At 72.3% G+C, this 24,096-nt stretch carries 25 protein-coding genes and 1 pseudogene; 7 read left to right on the top strand and 19 right to left on the bottom strand.

The genetic code is table 11. The features are described 5' to 3' along the window. The first annotated feature begins 49 nt into the window (after positions 1-49). Positions 50-679 (top strand): M23 family metallopeptidase, encoded by a 630-nt coding sequence (locus tag BEP24_RS07680; RefSeq protein ID WP_083230197.1) that lies wholly within the window; start codon positions 50-52, stop codon positions 677-679. Between the two features lie 97 nt (positions 680-776). Here the strand turns inward: BEP24_RS07680 and BEP24_RS07675 are convergent, their stop codons facing one another. The 9 genes from BEP24_RS07675 to rplS form a co-directional block, all read right to left on the bottom strand. Further along, positions 777-1,706 carry a tyrosine recombinase XerC gene (locus BEP24_RS07675; RefSeq protein ID WP_065962006.1) on the bottom strand — a complete coding sequence of 310 codons (930 nt, stop codon included), beginning with the start codon at positions 1,704-1,706 and terminating at the stop codon, positions 777-779. Positions 1,707-1,733: 27 nt separating this feature from the next. Continuing rightward, positions 1,734-3,047, bottom strand: a complete 1,314-nt coding sequence (gene dprA / locus BEP24_RS07670) for a DNA-processing protein DprA (RefSeq protein ID WP_083230196.1) — start codon at positions 3,045-3,047, stop codon at positions 1,734-1,736. Further along, positions 3,044-4,564 (bottom strand): YifB family Mg chelatase-like AAA ATPase, encoded by a 1,521-nt coding sequence (locus tag BEP24_RS07665; protein WP_083230195.1) that lies wholly within the window; start codon positions 4,562-4,564, stop codon positions 3,044-3,046. The genes dprA and BEP24_RS07665 overlap by 4 nt, the downstream gene beginning before the upstream one ends. Beyond that, positions 4,561-4,929: a YraN family protein gene (locus tag BEP24_RS07660; protein ID WP_065962003.1), complete on the bottom strand. Its 369-nt coding sequence runs from the start codon at positions 4,927-4,929 to the stop codon at positions 4,561-4,563. Before BEP24_RS07660 ends, BEP24_RS07665 begins: the two co-directional genes overlap by 4 nt. Before the next feature lie 153 nt (positions 4,930-5,082). Then, the gene (locus BEP24_RS07655; RefSeq protein WP_065962001.1) at positions 5,083-5,433 is read right to left on the bottom strand and encodes an Lsr2 family protein; all 351 of its coding nucleotides are present in this window, start codon (positions 5,431-5,433) and stop codon (positions 5,083-5,085) included. Positions 5,434-5,547: 114 nt separating this feature from the next. Continuing rightward, complete coding sequence (locus BEP24_RS07650; RefSeq protein WP_065962000.1) at positions 5,548-5,871, bottom strand: DUF2469 family protein; 324 nt, start codon at positions 5,869-5,871, stop codon at positions 5,548-5,550. Positions 5,872-6,056: 185 nt separating this feature from the next. Continuing rightward, positions 6,057-6,761 (bottom strand): ribonuclease HII, encoded by a 705-nt coding sequence (locus tag BEP24_RS07645; protein ID WP_083230194.1) that lies wholly within the window; start codon positions 6,759-6,761, stop codon positions 6,057-6,059. After that, positions 6,758-7,504, bottom strand: a complete 747-nt coding sequence (lepB, locus tag BEP24_RS07640; RefSeq protein ID WP_065961996.1) for a signal peptidase I — start codon at positions 7,502-7,504, stop codon at positions 6,758-6,760. The genes BEP24_RS07645 and lepB overlap by 4 nt, the downstream gene beginning before the upstream one ends. Positions 7,505-7,702: 198 nt before the next feature. Beyond that, the gene (gene rplS / locus BEP24_RS07635) at positions 7,703-8,059 is read right to left on the bottom strand and encodes a 50S ribosomal protein L19 (RefSeq protein WP_065961995.1); all 357 of its coding nucleotides are present in this window, start codon (positions 8,057-8,059) and stop codon (positions 7,703-7,705) included. 168 nt (positions 8,060-8,227) lie between these two features. Here rplS and map point away from each other — a divergent pair, with 168 nt between their 5' ends. Further along, positions 8,228-9,016, top strand: coding sequence for a type I methionyl aminopeptidase (map, locus tag BEP24_RS07630; RefSeq protein WP_065962033.1), 789 nt, complete (start codon positions 8,228-8,230; stop codon positions 9,014-9,016). Positions 9,017-9,161: 145 nt separating this feature from the next. Here map and trmD read toward each other — a convergent pair whose 3' ends face one another. The 5 genes from trmD to BEP24_RS07605 all read right to left on the bottom strand — a co-directional run bounded on the left by trmD (position 9,162) and on the right by BEP24_RS07605 (position 13,383). After that, positions 9,162-9,851: a tRNA (guanosine(37)-N1)-methyltransferase TrmD gene (trmD, locus tag BEP24_RS07625; RefSeq protein WP_065961993.1), complete on the bottom strand. Its 690-nt coding sequence runs from the start codon at positions 9,849-9,851 to the stop codon at positions 9,162-9,164. Positions 9,852-9,858: 7 nt separating this feature from the next. Further along, positions 9,859-10,446: a ribosome maturation factor RimM gene (gene rimM / locus BEP24_RS07620; protein WP_253181626.1), complete on the bottom strand. Its 588-nt coding sequence runs from the start codon at positions 10,444-10,446 to the stop codon at positions 9,859-9,861. Beyond that, a complete protein-coding gene (locus tag BEP24_RS07615) occupies positions 10,439-10,675 on the bottom strand; it encodes an RNA-binding protein (protein WP_065961989.1) in 237 nt (78 codons plus the stop codon). Before BEP24_RS07615 ends, rimM begins: the two co-directional genes overlap by 8 nt. Positions 10,676-10,679: 4 nt before the next feature. After that, entirely contained in the window at positions 10,680-11,087 is a 408-nt protein-coding gene (gene rpsP, locus BEP24_RS07610) for a 30S ribosomal protein S16 (protein WP_065961987.1), read from the bottom strand. 175 nt (positions 11,088-11,262) lie between these two features. Beyond that, a complete protein-coding gene (locus BEP24_RS07605) occupies positions 11,263-13,383 on the bottom strand; it encodes an FAD-dependent oxidoreductase (RefSeq protein ID WP_065961986.1) in 2,121 nt (706 codons plus the stop codon). A 78-nt stretch (positions 13,384-13,461) separates the two neighbouring features. Here BEP24_RS07605 and BEP24_RS07600 point away from each other — a divergent pair, with 78 nt between their 5' ends. Continuing rightward, complete coding sequence (locus BEP24_RS07600; RefSeq protein WP_065961983.1) at positions 13,462-14,592, top strand: glutamate--cysteine ligase; 1,131 nt, start codon at positions 13,462-13,464, stop codon at positions 14,590-14,592. Positions 14,593-14,779: 187 nt separating this feature from the next. Here BEP24_RS07600 and BEP24_RS07595 read toward each other — a convergent pair whose 3' ends face one another. After that, positions 14,780-16,753, bottom strand: coding sequence for a hypothetical protein (locus tag BEP24_RS07595; protein WP_065961979.1), 1,974 nt, complete (start codon positions 16,751-16,753; stop codon positions 14,780-14,782). Positions 16,754-16,915: 162 nt separating this feature from the next. Continuing rightward, a complete protein-coding gene (gene ffh, locus BEP24_RS07590; RefSeq protein WP_065961977.1) occupies positions 16,916-18,472 on the bottom strand; it encodes a signal recognition particle protein in 1,557 nt (518 codons plus the stop codon). Positions 18,473-18,549: 77 nt separating this feature from the next. Here ffh and BEP24_RS07585 point away from each other — a divergent pair, with 77 nt between their 5' ends. From BEP24_RS07585 to lipA, 3 genes are all read left to right on the top strand, one after another. Beyond that, the gene (locus BEP24_RS07585) at positions 18,550-19,347 is read left to right on the top strand and encodes a nucleotidyltransferase domain-containing protein (protein WP_065961974.1); all 798 of its coding nucleotides are present in this window, start codon (positions 18,550-18,552) and stop codon (positions 19,345-19,347) included. A gap of 166 nt (positions 19,348-19,513) precedes the next feature. Beyond that, a complete protein-coding gene (lipB, locus tag BEP24_RS07580) occupies positions 19,514-20,137 on the top strand; it encodes a lipoyl(octanoyl) transferase LipB (protein WP_253181625.1) in 624 nt (207 codons plus the stop codon). Then, the gene (gene lipA / locus BEP24_RS07575; RefSeq protein WP_065961971.1) at positions 20,134-21,117 is read left to right on the top strand and encodes a lipoyl synthase; all 984 of its coding nucleotides are present in this window, start codon (positions 20,134-20,136) and stop codon (positions 21,115-21,117) included. Before lipB ends, lipA begins: the two co-directional genes overlap by 4 nt. Positions 21,118-21,217: 100 nt before the next feature. On the opposite strand, the gene BEP24_RS17505 is transcribed toward lipA, so the two are convergent. Together BEP24_RS17505 and ftsY are read right to left on the bottom strand one after the other, a co-directional pair. Further along, a complete protein-coding gene (locus tag BEP24_RS17505) occupies positions 21,218-21,376 on the bottom strand; it encodes a hypothetical protein (RefSeq protein WP_171898750.1) in 159 nt (52 codons plus the stop codon). A gap of 114 nt (positions 21,377-21,490) precedes the next feature. Next, positions 21,491-22,360 carry a signal recognition particle-docking protein FtsY gene (gene ftsY / locus BEP24_RS07570; protein ID WP_065961969.1) on the bottom strand — a complete coding sequence of 290 codons (870 nt, stop codon included), beginning with the start codon at positions 22,358-22,360 and terminating at the stop codon, positions 21,491-21,493. Between the two features lie 232 nt (positions 22,361-22,592). On the opposite strand from ftsY, the gene BEP24_RS07565 reads away from it, so the two are divergent. After that, a complete protein-coding gene (locus tag BEP24_RS07565; protein ID WP_065961968.1) occupies positions 22,593-23,621 on the top strand; it encodes a TerC family protein in 1,029 nt (342 codons plus the stop codon). Between the two features lie 272 nt (positions 23,622-23,893). On the opposite strand, the pseudogene BEP24_RS16540 reads toward BEP24_RS07565, so the two are convergent. Continuing rightward, a pseudogene (locus tag BEP24_RS16540) lies at positions 23,894-24,096 on the bottom strand (TerC family protein); the annotation flags it as partial.

Genomic DNA, 24,096 nt, shown 5'->3' with positions numbered 1-24,096 from the left:
TCGGCTCGCGTCGGTGCGGGGTGATGCACGCCGCTGCGACGCTCGGGGCATGCGTTCGTCAGGTCCCGTCGCACTGGTCCTCGGACTGGTCATCGCACTGGTCGCAGCGGTCCCTGCACCGGTCCCTGTCGCGGTCTCGGTCCCGACCCCGGACCCGGTCCCGACCCCGGTCTCGGTCTCGGTCTCGCTCCTCGTCCCGGCCTCGGTCCCGGATCCGGCCGCGGGTCGGGTCGTCGGTGACGCCGGGACCCGGTCGGAGGCGCCCTGGGTGTGGCCGACGGGCGGCCGGGTCGTCGAGCGCGGGTGGGAGGCCCCCGCAGACGAGTACGCCGCGGGCCACCGGGGCATCGACGTCGACGCGGCGGTCGGGACGCAGACGGTCGCGGTCGCCGACGGGGTGGTCTCGTTCGCCGGACAGGTGGCCGGCCGAGGGGTCGTGTCGATCGACCACGGCGACGGGCTGGTGTCGACGCTCGACTCGGTCACCCCGCTCGTCGCCGGCGGCGAGGTGGTCCGTCGGGGCGATCCGATCGGCACGGTCGCGGTGGGGCACTGCTCAGCCGAGGCGTCGTGCGTGCACCTCGGGGCACGGGTGGACGGTCGGTACGTCGACCCGACGCCCTACCTGCCGGCGGCGGCGTGGCCGGTGCTCCTGCCGGAGTCCGCGTGGCCGGGATGAGTCGGAGACGCGGGTCGGGCTGTGCCGCTCAGGCTCGCTGGTGTGTTCGCCAGGCTGGCTGGTGCGCCGTTCGTCAGACTCGCTGGCCCGCCGTTCGTCAGGCTCGCGGGTGCGCCGTGCGGTAGACCTCCCGCAGACGCGCTGACGACACGTGCGTGTAGATCTGCGTGGTACCGAGGCTCGCGTGCCCGAGCAGTTCCTGCACCGCCCGCAGGTCCGCTCCCCCGTCGAGCAGGTGCGTCGCCGCCGTGTGCCGGAAGGTGTGCGGTCCGCTCGGACCGTCCCCGGGCAGGTCGGCGAGGATCCGCGCGACGGTCCGGTGGACGCTCCGGACGCCGAGCCGTCCACCCCGGTCGCCGAGGAACAGTGCGTCGCCGGCGTTCTCGGACCGCGCGGCCAGGACGGGACGACCCCGGGCGGTCCACGCCTCGAGGGCGTCGTTCGCGGGCACCCCGAAGGGCACCACCCGCTCGCGACCGCCCTTGCCGAGCACCCGGACCGTCAGGCGGCTCCGGTCCACGGCCCCGAGGTCGAGGCCGACCAGTTCGCTCACGCGGATCGCCGTCGCGTAGAGCAACTCGACGACCGCGAGGTCACGGAGCGCCCCGGGGTCGTCCGATGCCGCACGGACCGCAAGGCCGTCGAGGAGCCGCCGCACCTGGTCGGAGCCCACCACCCGTGGGAGGTGCGCCGCGCGCTTCGGGGCGCGGAGCCGCACACCGGCGTCGGTCGGCACCACGCCCGACTCGCTGGCCCAGCGGGTGAAGGCGCGCACCGACGAGGACCGCCGGGAGAGGGTCGACCGGGCCAGACCGCGCTGGTCGGCCTCCCACAACCAGTCCCGCAGGAGCTCGAGTGTCACGTCCGAGGTCTGCCGGGCCCCGCGCTCGTGGGCGAAGGCGACGAGCTGGTCGAGGTCGTTCGCGTAGGCGCGGACCGTCTGCTCGCTGAGACCGCGGGCGTTCCGGACGTGCTCCAGGAACACCTCCACCGCGGCCACGAGCCGCCCGTCCGCCGTCCCGGTCACGTGCCCAGCGTAGGTCGCGCGGCCCGGTCACGCCCGCACCCACCCGGACGCGGTGTGCGTGGCGAGCCCCTGCAGTTCGGCGAGCGCGAGGGTGTCCGCGACCTCGGACGGCGACATGCCGCTCCGCACCACCACCTCGTGCTCCGGCAGGGGGCGCCGCGCGAGTGCATCGAGGACCCGGAGGACCTCGGCGTCGAGCCGCGCACCGACGAGCGGTGCTGCCCGACCGTCCCCGTCCACACCGTCGCCGGACGGTCGCCCGCGCGGCCCCGGCGTGTGCACCGCCCCTCCGCCGACGGCCCCGCCGCCCACCGCCGGCTCGACCACCGCCCGCACCGGGTCCTCCGGGCGGACCACGAGCTGTGCCCGCCCGTCGGCCACGAGCCGGTGGCAGCCGACCGACGCGGACGACGAGAACGCCCCCGGCACGGCGAACACCGGCCGTCCGAGCTGCCCGGCGTGGTGCGCGGTGTTCAACGCACCCGACCGTGCACCGGCCTCGACCACGACCGTCGCGTCGCCGAGGGCGGCGATGAGCCGGTTCCGCGCCAGGAACCGCCAGCGCGTCGGTCGCGTCCCCGGCGGCGACTCCGCGAGCACGGCGCCCTGCCTGCTGACGTTCCGCAACAGGTCGGCGTTGCCGGCGGGGTAGAGCTGGTCGATGCCGCCCGCGAGCACCGCGGTGGTGGGTGCACCGGCGGCGATCGACACCCGGTGGGCGACGGCGTCGATGCCGTACGCGCCACCGCTCACGACCGAGCAGCCGGCGTCGGCGGCGAGGGAGGTGATCTCCGCCGCGGCCTCGGCCCCCGCCACGGTGTTCGCCCGCGACCCGACGACGGACAGCGACGGACGGACGACCTCCGGGCGACCCCGGGCCCAGAGCACGACCGGGGCGTGCACGTCGAGGTCGTCGACGCGCTCCGGCCACCCCGGACAGTCGGGCACCAGCAGCCGGGCGCCGACGGCGGCAGCGGCCGCGAGCGCGGCGGTCGGGTCGAGCACGGCGACCCGGGGCGCCCATCGCTCGACCGCGGACGCCAGGGCATCGGCGTAGGCGACGGGGTCCTCCGACCCGGGGACCTGCGCGTCCAGCGCGAGCGCGAGCAGGTCGTCGCAGCCGCCCGGCCCGTTCCCCGGACCCGCCTCGCAGCGGGCGCGCAGCGCGAGCAGCGAACGACCGGCACCGACGCCGGCGACGAGGCCCCCGGCGAGCCCGTCGCCCGGCTCGACGAGCGTCGACCACGCCACACGCGCCGCCGCCTCGGCGGGGTCGACCTGGTCGAGCCCGCCGTCGAGCACGGCCCCGGCGAGGTCCAGCAGACCGCCCGCCCCGTTCACAGGGCGCTCCGGAGCGCCAGGGCCTGGCCGACGTGCACGTCCGACGGGCGCTCAGCGCCCTGCAGGTCGGTGAGCGTCCACGCGAGCCGCATCGTCCGGTCCCACCCGCGCATCGTCAGGGTCCCGAGGTCGAGCGCCCGGTCGAGCACGGCGGTCGCCCCGGGTTCCGAGTGGCCGGGCTGCCGCAACCACCCTCCGGACACCTCGGCGTTGCGCGACCACCCGGTCCCCCGCAGCCGCTCGGCCATCACCGCGCGCGCCCGTTCGACGTCCGCGCGTGCCCGGGCCGTGGTCGGCGTCGAGCCGTCCCCGCTCCGGATCGTCGCCGTGGTCACGCGGGGCACCCGGACGCGGATGTCCATCCGGTCGAGCAGCGGCCCGGACATCCGCCCGAGGTAGCGCCGCACGGCCGCCGGTGAGCACTCGCACGGCAGGGTCCCCTGGCCCGCGTTGCCGCACGGGCAGGGGTTCGCCGCGAGCAGCACCTGGCACCGCGCGGGGAACTCCGCGGCGCCGACCGCTCGGTGCACGGTGACCGTGCCCGACTCGAGGGGCTGCCGCAGCGCGTCGAGCACCGCCCGCGGGAACTCAGGCGCCTCGTCCAGGAAGAGCACGCCACGGGTCGCCCGGGACACCGCCCCCGGTCGGACGGTGCCGCTCCCCCCGCCGATGAGCGACACCGCCGAGGCGGAGTGGTGCGGTGCCTCCCACGGCGGACGGGTGGTCCACGACGCCGCTCCGTGACCGGCGACGGAGCGGACGGCGGCGACCTCGAGCGCCGCCTCGTCGTCGAGGTCCGGCAGGATCCCGTGCAGGCGCTCCGCGAGCATCGTCTTGCCGGCTCCCGGTGGTCCGAGCAGCAGCGCGTGGTGGCCACCCGCGGCAGCGGCCACCACGGCGCGGACGCCGGTCGGGTTGCCGACGACGTCCGCCAGTTCGGCGACCGGCAGCTGCTCGGTGGTGACGCTCGGGCTCGGGACGGGATCCACCTCGACGCTCGGCAGCGCGGCCCCCGCCGCGATCGCGGCCGCGCGGAGCGAGTCGACCCCGTGCACCGCGACGCCGCGCACGAACCGGGCCTCGTCGAGGTTCCCCGTCGGCAGGACGACCCGTTCGGCACCCGACTCCCGCGCCGCGAGCAACATCGGCACGACCCCGGGGACGGGCCGCAGCCGACCGTCGAGGCCGAGCTCGCCGATGTAGACGATCCGTTCGTGCACGTCCGGCGCGACACCGGCCCCGGCGAGCACCGCCATCGCGATGGCCAGGTCGAACCCGGACCCGCGCTTCGGGATCGCCGCCGGGGTCAGGTTCACCGTGATCCGCCGCGCCGGCAGCGGCGCCCCGGCGTTCGCCGCGGCCGCCCGCACCCGTTCGCGTGCCTCGCCGAGGGACGTGTCCGGCAGCCCGATGATGCTGAACCCGGGGAGGTGGCTCGTGAGGTGGGCCTCGACCTCGATGCGGCGACCGCTCACCCCGAGCAGCGCGACGGCCGAGGCGCGCCCGATCCCGGTCACAGCAGACCCGCCACGTGCTCGATCCCGTGCCGTGGACCGTCCACGTGCACCGCCACGGCGTCGATGCGGACGGCCGGCGCGGAGACCTCCGGGTGCGCCGCCGACCAGCGCCCGACGAGCTGCCGGAGCCGCGCCGTCTTGGCCGGGGTGATCGCCTCGAACGGGTGCCCCGTCGACGTCCCGGCCCGCGTCTTCACCTCGACGAAGACGAGGGTGTCGCCGTGCCAGGCCACCACGTCGACCTCACCCGTGCGGCACCGCCAGTTGCGGTCGACCACCCGGAAGCCGTTCGCCTCCATCCACTCCACTGCGAGCCGCTCGCCCGTCGCTCCGAGCGCACCGCGGCGTCCTGTCGATCCGTCCATGTCGCCACCTCCTGCCGGAAGGATGACGCCGTCGGGCGGAGTCGCGGGACACCCGGAATGCCCTGTGGACAGTGCCGACAATTCTCGGGCTTGTGGAGGAATGACGAAGCCCCGGGCGACCGATGGTCACCCGGGGCTCACACGCGCTCGCGACTAGTGCGCGGCTGCGTACGCTTCCTGCACCTGGGTCGAGATACGACCGCGGCTCGACACCTCGTACCCGTTCTCCTTCGCCCATTCCCGGATCTTCGCGAGCTCCTCGGAATTGCCACGCTTGGGAGCGGACTTCGGCGTCGACGCGCCACCGGAACGACGACCGGAGACCTTGCGGGCCGCCGCGACGTAGTCGGAGATCGCCTCGCGGAACTTGTCGACGTTGTCGTCGGAGAGGTCGATCTCGTAGTGCGAACCGTCGAACGAGAACTCGACCGTGCGGCCTTGTCCGTCGGTGATGGGCGAATCGTCGAGATCGTCGACGAGCTGGACGGTGACCTTCTGTGCCATTGTCTGCTCCTGGTTGCGGGGACGGGTGTCCACGTCAGGTTAGCGGGAATGTCACCGGAATGCGCAGACCACTCCGCCGGATGACGCAGAAAGAATGCACGGTGAAAACGACGATCACTCGTCGAGCGCGAGTTCCTTCGGCAGCTCGAGTTCCCGCGAGGTGAGTTCCTCGACGTTCACGTCCTTGAACGTCAACACCCGGACGGACTTCACGAAACGGTCGGAACGGTAGACGTCCCACACCCAGACGTCGCTCATCGACAGTTCGAAGTAGAAGTCGTGCTCGGTGTCACGGCGGACGAGGTCGACCTCGTTCGCCAGGTAGAAACGCCGCTCGGTCTCGACCACGTAGCGGAACTGCGACACGACGTCGCGGTACTCCCGGTACAGGGCCAGTTCGACCTCACGGTCGTAGTCGTCGAATTCGTCGTCATCCATCGCGCATCCATTCTACGGCGACACGGACGCGTGCGTCGCGCCCGGACCTCCGGCGACACGGACGCGTGCGTCGCGCCCGGTCCCGCGCCGACACGGACGCGCGCGTCGCACCCGGACCTCCCGCGACACGGACCCGTGCGTCGCACCCGGTCCCCCGGCGACACGGACGCGCGCGTCGGCCCCGGTCAGCGACCGACCGCGTCGAGTTCCTCGAACCCGTCGAGCGCCACCGCCGACGCCTGGTGGAGCCAGCTGGTCCGGTGCAGCGCGTGCACCCCGACGGCACGGATGCCGTCGTAGTGCGCAGCCGACCCGTAGCCCTTGTTCGACGCCCACGCGTAGTGCGGAGCAACCGCGTGCGCGGCGGTCATCAGCGCATCCCGCTCGACCTTCGCGACGACGGACGCCGCGGCGACGGAGGCGCAGTCCCGGTCGGCCTTGACCCGGACGACGACGTCGAGCGGCCGGCCGGCGGTGAGCGACGGCGGCACCGCACGCGTCAGCCAGTCGAACGACCCGTCCAGCACCACCACGGCTCCGTCGAGGGACAGCCCGTCGGCGACGAGGTCGGCGATCGCCGCCGCACCGGCCTGTCCGAGCGCGGGCACGATGCCCTGCCGGTCCACGACCTCCGCCGGTGCCATCCCGACCGCCGTGCGCGCCCAGCGACGGACGACGGGCACCAGCTCGGTGCGACGTGCGGCGCTGAGCAGCTTCGAGTCGGCGAGCCCCTGCGGGACGCGCCCGACGTCGAGCGTCACCGCGGCGACCCCGACGGCGACCGGCCCGGCGATCGCCCCGCGGCCGACCTCGTCCATGCCGAGCACCGTGACGCGGTCTTCCCCGAGCAGCCGCTTCTCGAACCGGAGCGACGGCCGGACGGCGGTCACCGGTCGCGCTCCTCCACGCCGGCGAAGACCTCGGGGTAGTCGTCCAGCCACGTCCAGCGGCTCGTCGGCCAGGAGATCACGAAGGCGCGCCCGGTGACGTCGGACAACGGCACGAAGCCCTTCGACGGGGTGTCGCCGTTGTAGCGGGAGTCCTTCGAGTCGAAGCGGTTGTCGCCCATGACCCAGATGGTGCCCTTCGGCACGGTGACCGAGAAGTCGGTGCCGGACGCGCGCGTCTCACCGAGCGGGAGCTTCAGGTACGGCTCCTTGATCGGGACGCCGTTCACGGACATCTGACCGAGGTCGTTGCAGCACGACACCTTGTCGCCGGGCAGCCCGATGACGCGCTTGATGAGGTGGTCGTCGCTGTCGCCGGTGCCGAGGCCCACCTGGGTCAGCAACCAGTCGATCGCCTTCGCGGGCTGCGTCGTCGGCGCGACACTCGGCACGTCGGCCCCGGCGAGCCAGCCGCCCGGGTCCTTGAACACGACGACGTCGCCGCGCTTCAGTGCGACGGCGTCCGGGACGAGCTCGTTGACGATCACCCGGTCGTTGATCTGGAGCGTGTTCTCCATCGACGCCGACGGGATGTAGAACGACCGGATCAGGAACGTCTTCACGAGGAACGACACCAGCAGCGCGGCGAGGAAGATGATGACGAGGTCACGGAGGAACGTCAGGACCCCGTTCGCCTTCTTGTCGGATCGCGGGCGGCGCCCCGGTTCCTGCGTCGTGTCCGTCATTCCTGCTCTCGTTCTCCGCGCTCACGTGGAGCGTTGCGACCGCGCCCGGATCGGACGCTCGACCACGCTCACCAGGAGCATGCGGTGCCCACCCCCGGGAACGGGTGCGGGAAAGGGTGAACCCCCCGCCGATGCACAACCGTACATGGACGAGGGGTTCGCAGCGTACCCGGCTCGCGGGCCTCACTGTGAAGGCGATCAGGCGTCGCGCTTCTCCTTGATCTTGCGGCGGGCTGCCTTGCCGCGGAGCTCGCGGAGGTAGTACAGCTTGGCGCGACGGACGTCACCGCGGGTGACGATCTCGATGTGGTCGATGATCGGCGAGTGCACCGGGAACCAGCGCTCGACGCCGACCTGGAAGCTGACCTTGCGGACCTTGAAGGTCTCGCCGATGCCGTGACCCTGACGGCCGATGACGACGCCCTGGAAGACCTGGATACGCGAACGCGTGCCTTCGACGATGTTGACGTGGACCTTGACGGTGTCCCCCGCGCGGAAGTCGGGGACGTCGGTACGCAGCGATGCTGCGTCGACGTTGTCGAGGAGCTGGCTCATGAGCGGTTCACTCTCTGCGGACGCACACGGGTCGCCGCGGATCGATGTTCGGAAAGATGGTGGTGTGCCCGGTGTCGGCGACTCCCCCGTGGCAGAGTCCAGCCAGGGCACAGCCACCCATCCTGCCACAGGTCCGGTGATCGCACCAACCAGGGCAGGATGGTGACCATGATCGAACTCCGCACCCCCGCCGAGCTGGACGGCCTGCGCGTGGCCGGCCGGTTCGTGGCCGACGTCCTCGACGAGCTGCTCACGACCGTCGACGTCGGCGTGAACCTGCTCGACCTCGACCGCGTCGCCGCGCGGATGATCGCCGAGCGGGGCGCCGTCAGCTGCTACGTCGACTACCACCCCTCGTTCGGCAACTCGCCGTTCGGCAAGAACCTGTGCACCTCGGTGAACGACGCCGCGCTGCACGGCCTCCCGCACGACCGCGTGCTCGTGGACGGGGACCTCGTGAGCCTCGACTTCGCCGCGAGCGTCGACGGCTGGGTCGCCGACTCCGCCGTCACCGTGCAGGTCGGCACGCCGCGCGACGAGGACCAGCGGCTCGTCGCGACCGTCGAGCAGGCCCTCGCGGCCGGCATCGACCAGTTCCGGCCGGGCAACAAGCTCGGCGACGTCTCGTACGCGATCGGCCGGGTCGCGAAGGACGCCGGCTTCGCCGTGAACACGCAGTTCGGCGGCCACGGCGTCGGTCGCACGATGCACGGCGACCCGCACGTCCCGAACGACGGGCGTCCCGGTCGCGGCCTGAAGCTCCGCCCGGGCCTCGTCGTCGCGGTCGAGCCCTGGCTCATGCAGGGCACCGACGAACTCGTGCAGGACGCCGACGGCTGGACACTCAGGAGCGTCGACGGCTCCCGGGCCGCGCACGTCGAGCACACCGTGGCCGTCACCGAGGCCGGACCGGAGGTCCTCACCCTCCGGCGCGCACAGCGCGACGCGTCGAGCTGACGCGAGGGACGCGACCGACGCGACCGAGGCGGGACACGACGGACGCGGCAGACGCGGCGGACGACGGACGCACCACACGACGGACGGGAGGCGCGGTGCCGGCCGGCACCGCGCCTCCCGTCCGTCGTGTCGCGGGGACCGCGCCCTACGCGTCGGGCAGCAGGTCGGGCCGGACGCGACGCGTCCGCTCCACCTGCTGCTCGTGCCGCCATGCGGCGACGCGTGCGTGGTGTCCGCTGAGCAGCACGTCCGGGACCGCGAGGTCGCGCCAGACCGCCGGCTTCGTGTACGAGGGGTACTCGAGCAGGCCGTCCTCGTGGGACTCCTCGACGAGCGACTCCGGGTTGCCGACCACGCCGGGGACGAGTCGACCGACGGCCTCGATCATGGCCATGGCCGCGACCTCGCCGCCGTTCAGGACGTAGTCGCCGAGTGAGAGCTCGACCACGGTCGCCCGCGTCGACGCCCACTCGAACACCCGGGCGTCGATGCCCTCGTACCGCCCGCAGGCGAACACGAGGTGCTCGTGCTCGGCGAGCGACCGGGCGATCGACTGGCGGAACGGGGTGCCGGCCGGTGTCGGGACCACGAGCGTGGAGGAGCCGTCCTCGCGGAGGACCGAGGCGAGGGCCTCGGCCCACGGCTCGGGCTTCATCACCATGCCGGCGCCGCCGCCGTACGGGGTGTCGTCGACGGTCCGGTGCCGGTCGGTCGTCCAGTGCCGCAGGTCGTGCACGTGCACGTCGAGCAGCTTCTCCTGGCGGGCCCTGCCGAGCAGGGAGACGTCGAGCACGGAGAAGAACTCCGGGAAGATCGTGACGATGTCGATGCGCACGCGGTGCCTACGAGACCGTCTCGGGACGGGACGTGTCCTCCGGGTCCTCGAACAGACCGGTGGGCGGGGTCACCGTGACGGTGCCGGCGGCGATGTCGACCGCCGGGACGATCGCTGCCACGAAGGGCACGAGCACCTCGCCGCGGTCGGGGGTGTCGATCGCCAGCAGGTCCTGGGCGGGCAGGTGGTCGACACGCGCGACGGTGCCGACCTCGACGCCGTCCCGCAGCACGCGGAGCCCGACGAGCTGGTGGTCGTACCAGGCGTCGTCCTCACCGGTGTCGGAGTCGGCGTCCTGCTCGATCCAGAGGATCGCGCGGGCGAGCGTCTCGGCACCGGTCCGGTCCTCGACGCCCTCGAAGAAGGCGACCGGGTGACCGTTGTACCAACGGAGTTCATCCAGCGTGAGGGTCTTGCCTGCCCACGGGGACTCCGCCGGGACCTGGAGCGTGAAGACCGCTCCGGGGGTGAACCGACGGTCCGGGTCGTCGGTGTAGAGCTCGAGCTTGATGCCGCCCTTGAGCCCGTGCGCCTTCGTGATCCGCCCCACCCGGAGCTGGGTCGTCTCGCTGGGAATGGTCGTCTCCCTAGGAATCGGAGTCGACCACGTCGACGCGCACCCGCTTGCCGTCGGCCAGCGCCGAGACGAGGGTGCGGAGCGCCTTCGCGGTGCGACCGGCACGACCGATCACGCGGCCGAGGTCCTCGGGGTGCACACGCACCTCGAGGACCTCGCCCCGCGCGGAGGTGGAGCTGGCGACGCGCACGTCGTCCGGGTGATCGACGATCCCCTTGACGAGGTGCGTCAGCGCGGATTCGAGCAAGGAATCAGGCCTCGGTCGTCTCGGCGGCGTCGTCGGCCGGAGCGGCGGCGGGTGCCGTCTTCTCCGACTTCGGCTTGAGGACGGCCTTCTTGGCGGTGTCCGCGACGAAGGCCTGCTTCGGCTCGGCGACCTTGACGGTGGACTCGGTGTTGCCCTCGCCCTTGAACTTGCCCCAGTCGCCGGTGAGCTTGAGGAGCGCCGCGACCTGCTCGGTCGGCTGTGCGCCGACGCCGAGCCAGTAGAGCGCACGCTCGGACTCGATCTTGATGACCGAGGGCTCCTCGGTCGGGTGGTACTGACCGATCTCCTCGATCACACGACCGTCGCGCTTGGTGCGCGAGTCGGCGACGACGATGCGGTAGTAGGGCGCACGGATCTTGCCGAGGCGCTTGAGACGGATCTTGACAGCCACAATTACTCCTGTTGCGTGATGTTGTGGTTGAACCGGAACCGCGGGCGTGGGGGCACGCGCGGTGGAAGCTCGAGGGAAGTCGCGACCTGCTGGATAGAGGGTCGAGCAGACGCGATTCGACCGTTCATTCTTGCAGGTTTCCGCGCGAGAAGCGAGCCGCGACCCGCCGGGGACGTCAGGGCGCGAGCCGCCGGACCGCCTCGAGCGCCTCGCTCGTCGCCCGGACCGCGTCGACCCCGCTGGCGTCGCGGGCCCCGCCGACGACGGCGACCGGCACGCCGGCAGCCCGGAGGCCCGCCACCAGCCCGTCGGGTCCGGTCTCCTCCGCCCCGAGGGCGCGTTCCTGTCCGGCGCACACCACGACGTGGTCGGCCGGGACGGCGCGCTCGACGCCCGCCTCGTCGAGGATCCACAGCGTGCCCGGTTCGATCCGCAGGTACGCGCGGACCCCGGCGACGAGGTGCACACCCGCGTCCCGCAGGCGCCCGACGGCCACCCAGCGGGAGGTGATGCCGATCCCCTGGCCGATCTTGCCGGCGCGCCGGAGCACGGTGACCTCGGGGCCGGGCCGCGTGACCCGGTCGGCCGCGGGCAGCCGCTGCGGTACGTCGCCGAGGACGTCCCGGGCGACGTCGACGTCCCAGCGCTCGGCGAACTCCGCGGCGCGGACGACCTCGTCGGGCGACTCGACGAGGAACGCCGCCGTGTCCACGCCGATCCCGCCGCCGCCGACGATCGCGACGGTCCCCGCCGGCACGCCCTCGCGGAGGGCCTGCTCGTAGGAGACGACGTGCGGCAGCTCCGCGCCCGGCACGTCGAGCGGTCGCGGGACGACGCCGAGGGCCAGCAGCACCGCGTCGCTCCCGGCCAGGTCAGCGACGGCGGCGCGACGCCCGAGGTGCACCGTGGCACCGCGGTCCGCGAGTTCGGCGACGGCCGCCCGCACGGTCGCCGCGTAGTCCTCCTTGCCGGGGATCGCGGCGGCGAGGGCGAACTGGCCGCCGAGCGACGCGTCGGCCTCCCACAGCGTCACGGTGTGGCCGCGTCGTGCGGCGTCGACCGCGGCGGCCAGGCCGGCCGGTCCCCCGCCGACGACGTCGACCCGCAGCGCCCGACGCGTGGGTCGGGCCGGGAACGTGAGCTCGCGCGCGGCGCGCGGGTTGACCAGGCAGGACACCGGGGCGCCGACGATCGACCGGTCGAGGCAGGCCTGGTTGCAGCCGATGCAGGTGTTCACGAGGTCGAACCTGCCGCCGAGCGACCGCGCGACGATGTCCGGGTCGGCGAGGAACGGGCGGGCGAGGGCGACCGCGTCGACGAGGCCGTCGCGGAGCACCGTCTCGCCGTCGCGGAGGTCGGTCATCCGGTTCGACGCGATCACGCGGACGTCCGGGTGGTCCGAGGTCCGGACGACGCGGGCGATGCGCTCCGCGTAGGACACCCAGGCCCCGTGCGGCACCGAGGCCTGCACGGTGGGCGTGCGGGACTCGTGCCAGCCGATGCCCACCGAGACGCCGTCGAGCCCGAGCGGCAGCAGGTCCCGGACGAGCGCGTCGACCTCGTCGTCGGTCGTCGACCCGGGCATGAGGTCCGCGCCGGAGAGCCGGATCGTCACCGCGAGGTCGGGCACCGCGGCCCGGACGGCACGGACGACCTCGACCGCGAAGCGCCGACGGCGTTCCGGGGTGCCGCCCCACTCGTCCTCGCGGTGGTTCGTCAGCGGCGACTGGAACTGGTTCACGAGGTAGCCCTCGGACGCCATGATCTCGACGCCGTCGAAGCCGATGTCCCGGGCGGACCGCGCGGCGGCGGCGAAGTCCTCGATCGTCGACCGGACCTCGTCCCCGGTGAGTTCCTCCGGGACGACCCCGCGCGCGGCGGCCCACGGCAGGGCGGACGGCGCGACCGCCCGCTGGGGTCGGCCGTGCCGGTCGGTCACGCCCTGCACGAGCGCGTACCGACCCGCGTGGAACAGCTGCGCGAGCACGGTGCCGCCCTCGTCGTGCACGGCGTCGACGGCGACCCGGAAGCGCTCGTCGGCGCCGTCCGCCCCGAACACCGCGAAGTCGGGGCCGCCGCGGGCCTCGTCGCTCACCGCGATGCCCCCGGTCACGATGCACGCGACCCCGCCTGCCGCGCGCTCCCGGTAGAAGGCCGCCATCGCTGCTCCGCCGTCGTCGCGCACCTCGAGTCCGGTGTGCATCGACCCCATCACGACGCGGTTCGACAGGTGCAGGGGGCCGAGGGTCCAGGGCGACGACAGGACCGCGAGGTCCGGCTGGGCGACGGTGCTCATGCCCCTACTCTGCCGGACGCCGCTCCCGGGCCGGTGTTCCTTGTGCCGACCCTCCAACATCACGGGCAGGATGGCCGCATGGACATCCGTTTCACCGAGTCCCGCCCGTCGACCATCGGCGTCGAGTGGGAGCTCCCGCTGGTCGACCGGGACACCGGCGACCTCGCTCCCCGGGCACCCGCCGTGATCGCCGCGGTGCAGGAGCGCCTCGGGGACCACGACCGGGTGACCGAGGAACTCCTCACCAACACCGTCGAGGTCGTCACGGGTGTCCACGAGACCGTCGGGGGTGCCACGAGCGAGCTCGCGGGCATCATCGGCGAGGTCGTCGACGCCGCGGAGCCGCTCGACGCGCAGGTGATGTGCTCCGGCACGCACCCCTTCGCGGTCTGGGACCAGCAGGAGATCACGGCTGACAGCGAGCACTACACGACGCTCATCGACCGGACCCGCTGGTGGGGTCGCCAGATGCTCATCTGGGGTGTCCACGTGCACGTCGGCATCGACGACCGCGACAAGGCCGTGCCGATCATGAACGCGATGCTCGCCTACGTCCCGCACCTGCAGGCGTTCACCGCGTCGAGCCCGTTCTGGGGCGGGACCGACACCGGGTACGCCTCGAACCGTGCGCTCATGTTCCAGCAGCTGCCGACCGGTGGCCTCCCGCCGTCGATCGAGGAGTGGTCGGGCTTCGAGACCGTGGTCGACGACCTGACGAAGACCGGCGTGATCGACGGGTTCAAGGACCTGCGATGGGACATCCGGCCCTCGCCGGGCTGGGGCACGCTCGAGAACCGCGTCTCCGACGGCATCTCGACCCTGCACGAGGTCGGTGCGGTGACCGCGTTCGTGCAGTGCCTCGTCACGGCCCTGTCCGACCGGCTCGACCGTGGCGAGACGCTGCCGTCGATGCAGCCGTGGTTCATCCGCGAGAACAAGTGGCGCGCCGCCCGCTACGGCATGGACGCCGAGATCATCACGAACGCGGCGGGCGACGAACGCCTCGTCACCGACGAGGTGCACGACCTCGTGCAGCGCCTCGACCCGATCGCCGAACGGCTCGGCTGCCAGCAGGAGCTGCACCACCTCGACACGATGATCGCGGACGGCGCCTCGTACCAGCGGCAGCTCCAGGTCGCGCAGGAGCACGGCGGCGACCTGCGCGCGGTCGTCCGCCACCTGGTCACCGAGCTGCGCGACTCGCTCTAGACGCCACCACCTGTCGGACGGGAGGCGCGGTGCCGGCCGACACCGCGCCTCCCGTCCGGTGGGACGCGCGCTCCGTGACGGCGCCGCTCGACCAGGCCGGGTCCCGGTCAGCGCAGCGCCGGACGGGACCGCGCTGGATCGGGACGGCACCCGGCCGGCGCCGCCCGCAGGCGACGCCGATCCCGGGTCAGCCCTCGATCGGGACCGAGACCGGCGCGCCGGCGCCGAAGCGGACGAGCACGTGGTCCGCGTCGGCCGGGACGCCCTGCAGGGTCACGGCCCGGAGGAGGCCGTTGTACCCGACGAGGGCGTCGGCGAGGTGCGTCCCGTCGGCCAGCGTGATCGACGCGCGGCCCTCGAACCCGGCGGCGTCGAAGCGTGCGGTGCCCGTCGCGCCGCGGACGACGCGGGCGTGGGCACCGTCGGCGACGTTCGCGCCGGTGTCCCCGAGCACGCCCTCGGTGCGGACGCGGTCGAAGCGGGAGCGGTACGCGTCGATGATCACGGGGAAGTCGAACGACGAGCTCAGCTGCGTCGGGATCCGTGCGACGCCGTGCTCGTCGGCACGACCGGTCGCCGAGAGGCCGCCGTCGGCCGTGACGTGGACCTCGAGGCCGGGCGCGGTCTGCACGACCGCGACCCACTTGCCGCCCTGGTCCTCGGCGCCGCGGATGACGGGGGTGCCGTCGGACGGGCCGCCCTCGTCGCCGCCGCCGTTGTCGCCACCGCCGTTGTCACCACCACCGTTGTCACCACCGCCGTTGTCACCACCGCCGTTGTCGCCACCGTCACCACCGCCGGGCGTCGGGGTGAAGCCCCCGTCCACCGGCCCCGGGGCCGGGACGGCCACGATCGGCTCCGGCTCGACCGAGCCACCCTCGCGCGCCGGGACCGTGGTGGTGACCGACGGCGACGAGACGTTCGGGCGCCCGACGTGCGCGACCCGCACCGAGACCTCGCGCTCGGCGAGCTCGGCGGGCAGGTCCACGCTGAACGTGCCGTCCGGGCGGACCACGGCCGTCCACTGGTCGTCCCCGAGGGACACCTCGGCGAAGAGCCGGCTCCCGGTCGGCTTCGCGTCGATCGAGCCGTCGAGCTGGAAACCCGTGGCCGTCTCGTGCACGCCGGCGACCGCCGGGGCGTCACGGAGCAGGACGATCGCCTGGAACTTCATCGAGGCGATCTGCTCGTCGCCGCGGAACGCACGTGCCTCGAACGGCCCGGCCGGCACCGACGAGAAGTCGATCGTCGACGCGACGTCGCCCGTGCTCGACGGTTCGCGGAGGTCGAGCAGCGTCGTGCCGGTCGCGGTGTCGACGACCTCGAACCGGTCGAACGCGGGTCCGTGCGCCGCGAAGTCCACCGCGGAGGCGCCCACCGAGTACAGCGGGAGGCCGGCCGCGAGCCCCGAGGAGTGGCCGCCGACCGAGGTCACGGTGAGCGGCAGCTGCACCCCGTCCTCGCCGACCGTCAGCTCGACGCGACGTGCGTACGACGTGGTGCCGCCGTCGTACTCGAAGTAGACACCGAGCGTCTGTCCGGCGTACCGAGCGGGCACCTGCAGCCGGAACGTGCCGTCCGCCGCGACGTTCGTCGAACCGAGCTGCGGCAGGCCCCGGACGGCGGCGCGGAAGCGGTTGCCGGGGTTCTCGAAGAGCGTGTGCCCGGCGATCGTGAAGGCGCCGTCGGCGGCGCGCTCCACGCGGTCGATCACGGGCGGCTCGGCACGGTACGTGACCCGGAGCTCGGTGGACGCGACGACCTCGCCGTCGCGGTACGCCTTCGCGACGAGCTGCGGGCCGGGGATCGTCGACAGGTCGAGGGCGCAGCGCGCGGCCCCGGTCGACGACGGTTCGTCGATGCTGCAGACACGCTCGCCCCCGTAGCGGACGACGACCTCGAACCGGTCGAACGCCGGGCCCTCGGCGACGAGTTCCGGGTGCGTCGAGTACACCGTGAAGGAGGCCGAGCTGTCCGACTCGCTCTCCTTGCCCTCCACGGTCTGGATCCGGAGCCCGTCGGCGTGCGGCGCCGAGGACGCGGCGAGCCCGAAGGACGCGCCGGGCGCAGCGAGTGCGGCGGACGGACCGGAGATGATCGCGGTACCGACGATCGTGGCGGCACCGAGCACCGCACAGAGACGGCGGGTGTTGCGCTTCATGGAGTTCCTCTCGTTCACGCGGATTGCGTGCGATCAGCGAACACCATGTGATCTGACAGTATTTTGCATGCCATTGCTACCGGTCGGGAGACGGACGGGAGGCCCGTGGCGGTCTCGCCACGGGCCTCCCGTCCGTGCTGTCGTCGCGTCGGCGACGCGGGTTCAGCGACCGAGGAACTTCTGCAGGCTCGCGAGTTCTTCCTCGGTGGGGGCCTTGCCGCCCTTGGCACCGCCGAAGCCGAAGCCGGAACCGCTCGGGGCCTGCTGCTGCGGCTGTGCCGGAGCACCCGAGGCCAGCGCGGCGCGCTTGGCGGGGTTGCCCACCTTCTTCTTCTTCGCGCCGCCGGCGGGCTGCTTCTTCTTGCCGCCGTGCATCCCGGGGATCGGGCCCATGCCGGGCATCTGCGGCACGCCACCGCGGGCGACCGTCTTCATCATCTTCGCGGCCTGCTCGAAGCGGTTCACGAGGGCGTTGACCTCGGTCACGGTCGTGCCGGAACCGCGGGCGATGCGGAGACGACGGGAGCCGTTGAGCAGCTTCGGCAGCTGGCGCTCCTGCTTCGTCATCGACTGGATGATCGCCTCGGTGCGGACGATCTCGCTCTCGTCGAAGTTGTCGAGCGCCTCGCGCATGCCCTTGGCGCCCGGGAGCATCCCGAGCATGCCCTTGATCGAGCCGGCCTTGCGGAGCTGCTGCATCTGCCCGAGGAAGTCGTCGAGCGTGAACGAGTCGCTCGCGATCTTCTCGGCGACCTTGCGGGCTTCTTCTTCGTCGAAGGCACCCTGCGCCTGCTCGATGAGCGAGAGGATGTCGCCGAGGTCGAGGATGCGGCTCGCCATGCGGTCCGGGTGGAACGGCTCGAAGTCGTCGAGGCCCTCACCCGTGGACGCGAACATGATCGGCCGGCCGGTGACGCTCGCCACCGACAGGGCCGCACCACCGCGGGCGTCGCCGTCGAGCTTCGACAGCACGACGCCGGTGAAGTCCACGCCCTCCTGGAAGGCGCGCGCGGTGTTCACGGCGTCCTGACCGATCATCGCGTCGATGACGAACAGGACCTCGTCGGGGTCGACGGCCTTGCGGATGTTCGCGGCCTGCTTCATGAGCTCGGCATCGACGCCGAGTCGTCCGGCGGTGTCCACGATGACGGTGTCGTACTGCTGGTCGACCGCGGCCTTGATCGCGTTCTTCGCGACCTTGACCGGGTCACCGACACCGTTGCCGGGCTCCGGGGCGAAGACGTGGACGCCGGCCTGCTCGCCGACGACCTGGAGCTGCTGCACGGCGTTCGGGCGCTGGAGGTCCGCCGCGACGAGCATCGGCGTGTGGCCGTCCTTCTTGAGCCACTTGCCGAGCTTGCCCGCCAAGGTCGTCTTGCCGGCACCCTGCAGGCCCGCGAGCATGATGACCGTCGGCGGTCGCTTGGCGAACTCGAGCCGCCGCTGCTGGCCGCCGAGGATGCCGACGAGTTCCTCGTTGACGATCTGGACGACCTGCTGCGCCGGGTTGAGCGCCTTGTTCACCTCGTCGGAGAGCGCACGCTCGCGGACGGCCGCGGTGAAGGACTTCACGACCTCGAGCGCGACGTCGGCGTCGAGGAGCGCCCGTCGGATCTCGCGGACGGTGCCGTCGACGTCGGACGGGGTGAGCCGACCCTTGCTCCGCAGGTTGCGGAAGGTCTCGGTCAGCCGGTCGGAGAGAGAGCCGAATTGCGCCATGATCCGTCGATCCTACAGGGCCGTCCCCGACCGGCCGGGACCGGGTCCCGGCCGGGTCCACGGGTAGCCTCGGCGACATGCGGAACGTCCCCGACTCCCTCGACCCTGCCGTCGTCGACGAGATCGACGCGCGACTGGCCGGCGTCCGGACGGACCACGGCGTCGCCGTGCCCTGGGCGATCGAGAGCGGGAGCCGCGCGTGGGGCTTCCCGTCGCCGGACAGCGACTACGACTGTCGCTTCGTCTACGTCCGGCAGCCGGACGACTACCTGTCGCTCTGGCCGGCGCGCGACGTCATCGAGACCCCGCTCGACGCGGTCTTCGACGTCAACGGCTGGGACCTCGGGAAGGCCGTCCGTCTCGCGGTGAACGGGAACGCGACGGTCGGCGAGTGGCTCCGGTCCCCCATCGTCTACTCCGGGGACGAAGGCTTCCGCGACCGCGCCCTGGCGTTCCTGGCGGCCGTCGCCGACCGAGGTCGGATCGGTCGGCACCACCTGCACGTGGCGCTCCGGCAGCAGGAACGGCAGACGACGCTGAAGCGCTTCTTCTACGTGCTCCGCCCGGTGACGACCCTGCGGTGGCTGCGCGAGCACCCGGACTCCGCGCTCCCACCGATGGACCTGCCCACGCTCGTGCAGGAGACCTCGGTGCCGGCCGGGGTTCGGGAGGCCGTGGCCGATCTCATCGAGGTGAAGGCCGCGACCCGGGAACTGGGCTCCGGATCGACCCCCGGCGTGCTCGAGCGATTCGTCGCGGACGAGCTCGAGCGGGCCGCGGCCTTCGACCACCTGCCCCCGGGCGGCCCCACCGACGAGGCACGCGCCCGGGCGGACGACTTCTTCCGCGGCGAGGTCACACGACTGACGCGGTGACCGGGCCCGGTCGCAGCTCCTGACGGTCGCAGGGCGCACGGCGACCCGATCCGCGAGGATCGCCGAGTTACTGGACTCCGTCCAACAACAAGCGTACGGTCATCCCGTGCCGACACTCGAGGTCTTCCGCCCGCAGGGCCCGCTCCGGTACGACGACGGCCTCGCGCTGCAGCGACGCCTGCGCGCCGACGTCGTCGCAGGGCGCTCTCCCGGCGTCGTCGTGCTATGCGAGCACCCGTCCGTGTACACCGCGGGCCGCCGGACCGAGCCGTCCGACCTGCCGACCGACGGCTCCCCCGTCGTCGAGGTCGACCGCGGCGGCCGCATCACGTGGCACGGTCCGGGGCAGCTCGTCGCGTACCCGATCGTCCGGCTCGCCGAGCCGCTCGACGTCGTGGCCTGGGTCCGGGACCTCGAGCAGGTCCTCGTCGACGCCGCAGCCGCCGCCGGGGTCCGAGCGGAGCGAGTCGAGGGCCGGAGCGGCGCCTGGGTCCCTGGACCTGCCGACGCGCCGTACGCGAAGGTCGGAGCGATCGGGCTCCACGTGGCCGAGGGCGTCACCAGCCACGGCATCGCGCTCAACTGCACGAACGCGCTCGACGCCTACCGTGCCATCGTCCCGTGCGGCATCGCCGACGCCGGCGTCACCACGCTGAGCGCCGCCGCGGGGCGCACCGTCACGGTGGACGAGGTCGCGGGCGTCGTCGCCGACCGGGTCCAGCACGCCGTCGACGGCATGCGCGCCGGCCGACGCATCAGCAGCACCGCCCGACAGGAGACCACCGCATGACACTCGCCCCCGAGGGCCGCCGGATGCTCCGCGTCGAGGCCCGGAACGCCGAGACCCCGATCGAGACCAAGCCCGCGTGGATCAAGACCCGGGCGGTGCAGGGCCCGGCGTTCCGCGAGCTCTCCGGCCTGGTCCGCGACAAGCAGCTGCACACCGTCTGCCAGGAGGCCGGCTGCCCGAACGTCTTCGAGTGCTGGGAGGACCGCGAGGCCACCTTCCTGATCGGCGGGTCCCAGTGCACGCGACGGTGCGACTTCTGCCAGATCGACACGGGCAAGCCCGAGCCGCTCGACCGCGACGAGCCCCGCCGGGTCGCGGACTCCGTCGCCGAGATGGGCCTGCGGTACGCCACGGTGACCGGGGTCGCCCGCGACGACCTCGAGGACGGCGGTGCCTGGCTCTACGCCGAGACCATCCGAGCGATCCACGAGCACTCCCCCGGCACCGGCGTCGAGATCCTCGTCCCCGACTTCTCCGGCCGGCCCGACCAGCTCGGGCAGGTGTTCGACGCCCGGCCCGAGGTCTTCGCGCACAACGTCGAGACCGTGCCGCGGATCTTCAAGCGCATCCGACCCGCCTTCCGCTTCGACCGGTCGCTCGACGTCATCACGCAGGGGCACGACGCGGGACTCGTGACGAAGTCGAACCTCATCCTCGGCATGGGCGAGGAGCGCGCCGAGGTCGAGGACGCCCTGCACCAGCTCCACGACGCCGGGACGGACATCATCACGCTGACCCAGTACCTCCGGCCGTCACCCCGTCACCTGCCGGTCGCGCGCTGGGTCCGCCCGGAGGAGTTCGTCGAGCTCCGCGAGGTGGCCGAGGGCATCGGGTTCGCCGGCGTCCTCGCCGGACCCCTGGTCCGCTCGTCCTACCGCGCTGGCCGGCTGTGGGCGCGGGCGACCGTCGCGCGCGGCGGCGCGGTGCCGCCGCACCTGGCCCACCTGCTCGACGCATCGCCGGGTCGCCAGGCCGTGTAGGCGACGGACGCGACCGGACGACGCAACGGGAGGCGCTGTGCCAGCTGGCACCGCGCCTCCCGTCCGTCAAGCGGTCACGTCGCGACGTGACCCGCGATCGCTACGCGCGACCGCGGATGCTCCGCAGCAGCCAGCCGATGACGGACAGCAGGATGAGGACGATGCCGATCCACAGCAGGAACTTGAGGGCACCGACGAAGATGCCGCTGAAGAGCAGGACGAGGCCGACGATGATCGCGATGATCAGCAGAGCGGGCATGGGGTGTCTCCTTGGTCTCACGGGGCAGTACGGCGATGACGGTACACGTGTCGCACAGGCGATGCCCAGGCGATCGTCAGGCTGTCGTACCCCGAGGCCTGGTGACCGCAGCGCCTAGCCGACGAGGTTCTGCACGAAGACGTGCGGCGTGAAGCCCGTGAGGTCGTTGATGCCCTCGCCCTGCCCGATGAGCTTGATCGGGATGCCGGTCTTCTCCTGCACGCTGAGGACGAAGCCGGCCTTCGCGGAGCCGTCGAGCTTGGTGATGACGAGCCCGGTGACGCCCGCGCCCTCGATGAACGCCTGCGCCTGGGCGAGGCCGTTCTGGCCGGTCGTGGCGTCGAGGACGAGCAGGACCTCCGCGATCTCGGTCTGCTTCTCGACCACGCGCTTGATCTTGGTGAGCTCGTCCATCAGCCCGGCCTTGGTGTGCAGGCGGCCGGCGGTGTCGATCACGACGATCTCGGTGCCGTCGTGGATGGCCTTCTCGACGGTCTGGTACGCCACCGACGCCGGGTCCTGCCCGGGCTGTGCGGGACGGACGACGTCGACGCCGGCGCGCTGGGCCCACGTCGCGACCTGCTCGACCGCGGCGGCACGGAACGTGTCCGCCGCGCCCACGAGCACGGTGCGGTCGTACGTCTTCAGGAACTTGGCGAACTTGCCGATCGTCGTGGTCTTGCCGACACCGTTCACCCCGACCACGAGCACGACCGCGGGGCGGTTGCTCAGCTTGAGGGTGGTGTCGAGCTTCGACAGGCGCTCCTCGAGCACCTCGCGGAGCATGCGCTGGAGGTCCGCCGGGTCGGTCGTGCCGTACCGGTCGACGCGGGCGTGCAGGTCCTCGATGACCTCGTCCGCGATGTCGGGGCCGAAGTCCGCACCGATGAGCGCGGTCTCGAGGTCGTCCCACGTGGTCTCGTCGATGGTCTTCCGCTGGAACAGACCGCGGAGCCGGGAGGACAGGGACCAGGAACTCGCCATGTTCCCAGCTTAGGCCGCGGCGGAGGTGCCGGTCGCCCGCTACGCTCGTCGTGAGAAGGGGAGTATTCCTCTCGCGGTGTGCCCGTCAGTACGGTCTGGGACGATCCAGGCCCGGGGCACCGGTCTCCTGCACGGCCCGTCGGATCCCGGCGGCACGGTCAGGCGGCGGAAGAGACCTTCAGGCTTCGGCGTACCCACTCCTCGTGGTGCGCCCCTCCCTGAAGGAACTCTGTTGGACGTCCCCCTGTACGTATGGCTCATCACCCTCGCGGGCATCCTCGCGCTGCTGGTGTTCGACTTCTACTCGCACGTGCGCACGCCGCACGTCCCGCACATCAAGGAGTCCGCCTTCTGGTCGGCGTTCTACGTCGGCCTGGCGATCCTGTTCGGTGTCGGCATCCTCGTGTTCGGCGGCGGCCAGGCCGGCGGTGAGTACTTCGCCGGCTGGTTGACCGAGAAGGCCCTGTCGGTCGACAACCTGTTCGTCTTCCTCATCATCATGACGACCTTCGCGGTGCCGAAGGAGTTCCAGCAGAAGGTCCTGCTGGTCGGCGTCGCGATCGCCCTCGTCGCCCGCGGTGTCTTCATCGCCCTCGGCGTCACGATCATCGAGAACTTCTCGTGGGTGTTCTACCTGTTCGGCGCCCTGCTGTTCTGGCTCGCCTGGTCGCAGGCCCGCAGCAGCGGCGAGCACGACGCGTCCGAGGGCGACTCCCGCCTGATCCGGGTCCTGCGTCGCATCATCCCCACGTCGAAGGACTACGACGGCGACCGCCTCACCACCCGCGTCGACGGCAAGCGCCTGTTCACCCCGATGCTGCTCGTCATGGTCGCCATCGGCCTGACCGACGTGCTGTTCGCCCTCGACTCGATCCCCGCGATCTTCGGTCTCACGCAGGACGCGTTCATCGTGTTCACCGCGAACGCGTTCTCGCTCCTCGGTCTCCGCCAGCTGTACTTCCTCATCGCGGGACTGCTCGAGCGGCTCATCTACCTCGGTCAGGGGCTGGCGGTCATCCTCGCCTTCATCGGCGTGAAGCTCGTCTTCCACGCCATGCACGTCAACGAGCTGCCCTTCATCAACGGCGGCGAGCACATCGAGTGGGCCCCGGAGATCCCGATCTGGTTCTCGCTGAGCTTCATCGCGCTGACGATCACCGTCGCGACGATCGCGTCGCTCGTGGTCTCGAAGAAGCGCCAGGAGCGCGGGCTGACTCCGACGGGCGAGCCGAAGACGGCCACCGAGGCGGACGCGAAGTAGTCGCCACCGCCTGAGGGACGGGAGGCGCGGTGCCAGCTGGCACCGCGCCTCCCGTCCGTCTGCGGCACGTCCTGTCTGCCGCGCGCTCCGTCTGCGGTGCCCCCTGTCTGCGGCGCCCTCTGTCTGCGGCGCCCTCGCGAAAGCGACAGATCGCTCCGGACTGTTCGCGCCCATGTGTCGCTTTCGCGCACCAGCCGCCGGACGGGACCCGCGAACTGTCGCTTTCGCGGAGCACACCCGGGCGGGCGGGAGGCGCGATCCGCCGCTGACGTGGCCTGCGACCAGGCGAGCCAGAACAGCAGGGCGCCGAACAGGTAGAACACCCACGAGAAGTTCTCGATGATCGTGACGCCGAGGGCGATGAAGACACCGCGGGCGACGAGGGCGATCGCGACGCCGACCAGCAGGACCTTCTGCTGGAACTCCTTCGGCACCGCGAAGGTCGTCATGATGATGAGGAAGACGAACAGGTTGT

Source organism: Curtobacterium sp. UCD-KPL2560, assembly GCF_001705035.1.
GTDB lineage: Bacteria > Actinomycetota > Actinomycetes > Actinomycetales > Microbacteriaceae > Curtobacterium.
The sequence above is the reverse complement of the archived record's forward strand: the minus strand, read 5'-3'. Positions and strand labels throughout refer to the sequence as shown.

Excerpts from the sequence above, each read along its gene's own strand:
- BEP24_RS07680 (WP_083230197.1), top strand. The coding sequence starts at position 50 with ATGCGTTCGTCAGGTCCCGTCGCACTGGTCCTCGGACTGGTCATCGCA.
- BEP24_RS07660 (WP_065962003.1), bottom strand. The coding sequence starts at position 4,929 with ATGGACGGATCGACAGGACGCCGCGGTGCGCTCGGAGCGACGGGCGAG.
- BEP24_RS07655 (WP_065962001.1), bottom strand. The coding sequence starts at position 5,433 with ATGGCACAGAAGGTCACCGTCCAGCTCGTCGACGATCTCGACGATTCG.
- BEP24_RS07650 (WP_065962000.1), bottom strand. The coding sequence starts at position 5,871 with ATGGATGACGACGAATTCGACGACTACGACCGTGAGGTCGAACTGGCC.
- lepB (WP_065961996.1), bottom strand. The coding sequence starts at position 7,504 with ATGACGGACACGACGCAGGAACCGGGGCGCCGCCCGCGATCCGACAAG.
- rplS (WP_065961995.1), bottom strand. The coding sequence starts at position 8,059 with ATGAGCCAGCTCCTCGACAACGTCGACGCAGCATCGCTGCGTACCGAC.
- map (WP_065962033.1), top strand. The coding sequence starts at position 8,228 with ATGATCGAACTCCGCACCCCCGCCGAGCTGGACGGCCTGCGCGTGGCC.
- BEP24_RS07605 (WP_065961986.1), bottom strand. The coding sequence starts at position 13,383 with ATGAGCACCGTCGCCCAGCCGGACCTCGCGGTCCTGTCGTCGCCCTGG.
- BEP24_RS07600 (WP_065961983.1), top strand. The coding sequence starts at position 13,462 with ATGGACATCCGTTTCACCGAGTCCCGCCCGTCGACCATCGGCGTCGAG.
- BEP24_RS07595 (WP_065961979.1), bottom strand. The coding sequence starts at position 16,753 with ATGAAGCGCAACACCCGCCGTCTCTGTGCGGTGCTCGGTGCCGCCACG.
- ffh (WP_065961977.1), bottom strand. The coding sequence starts at position 18,472 with ATGGCGCAATTCGGCTCTCTCTCCGACCGGCTGACCGAGACCTTCCGC.
- BEP24_RS07585 (WP_065961974.1), top strand. The coding sequence starts at position 18,550 with ATGCGGAACGTCCCCGACTCCCTCGACCCTGCCGTCGTCGACGAGATC.
- lipA (WP_065961971.1), top strand. The coding sequence starts at position 20,134 with ATGACACTCGCCCCCGAGGGCCGCCGGATGCTCCGCGTCGAGGCCCGG.
- BEP24_RS17505 (WP_171898750.1), bottom strand. The coding sequence starts at position 21,376 with ATGCCCGCTCTGCTGATCATCGCGATCATCGTCGGCCTCGTCCTGCTC.
- ftsY (WP_065961969.1), bottom strand. The coding sequence starts at position 22,360 with ATGGCGAGTTCCTGGTCCCTGTCCTCCCGGCTCCGCGGTCTGTTCCAG.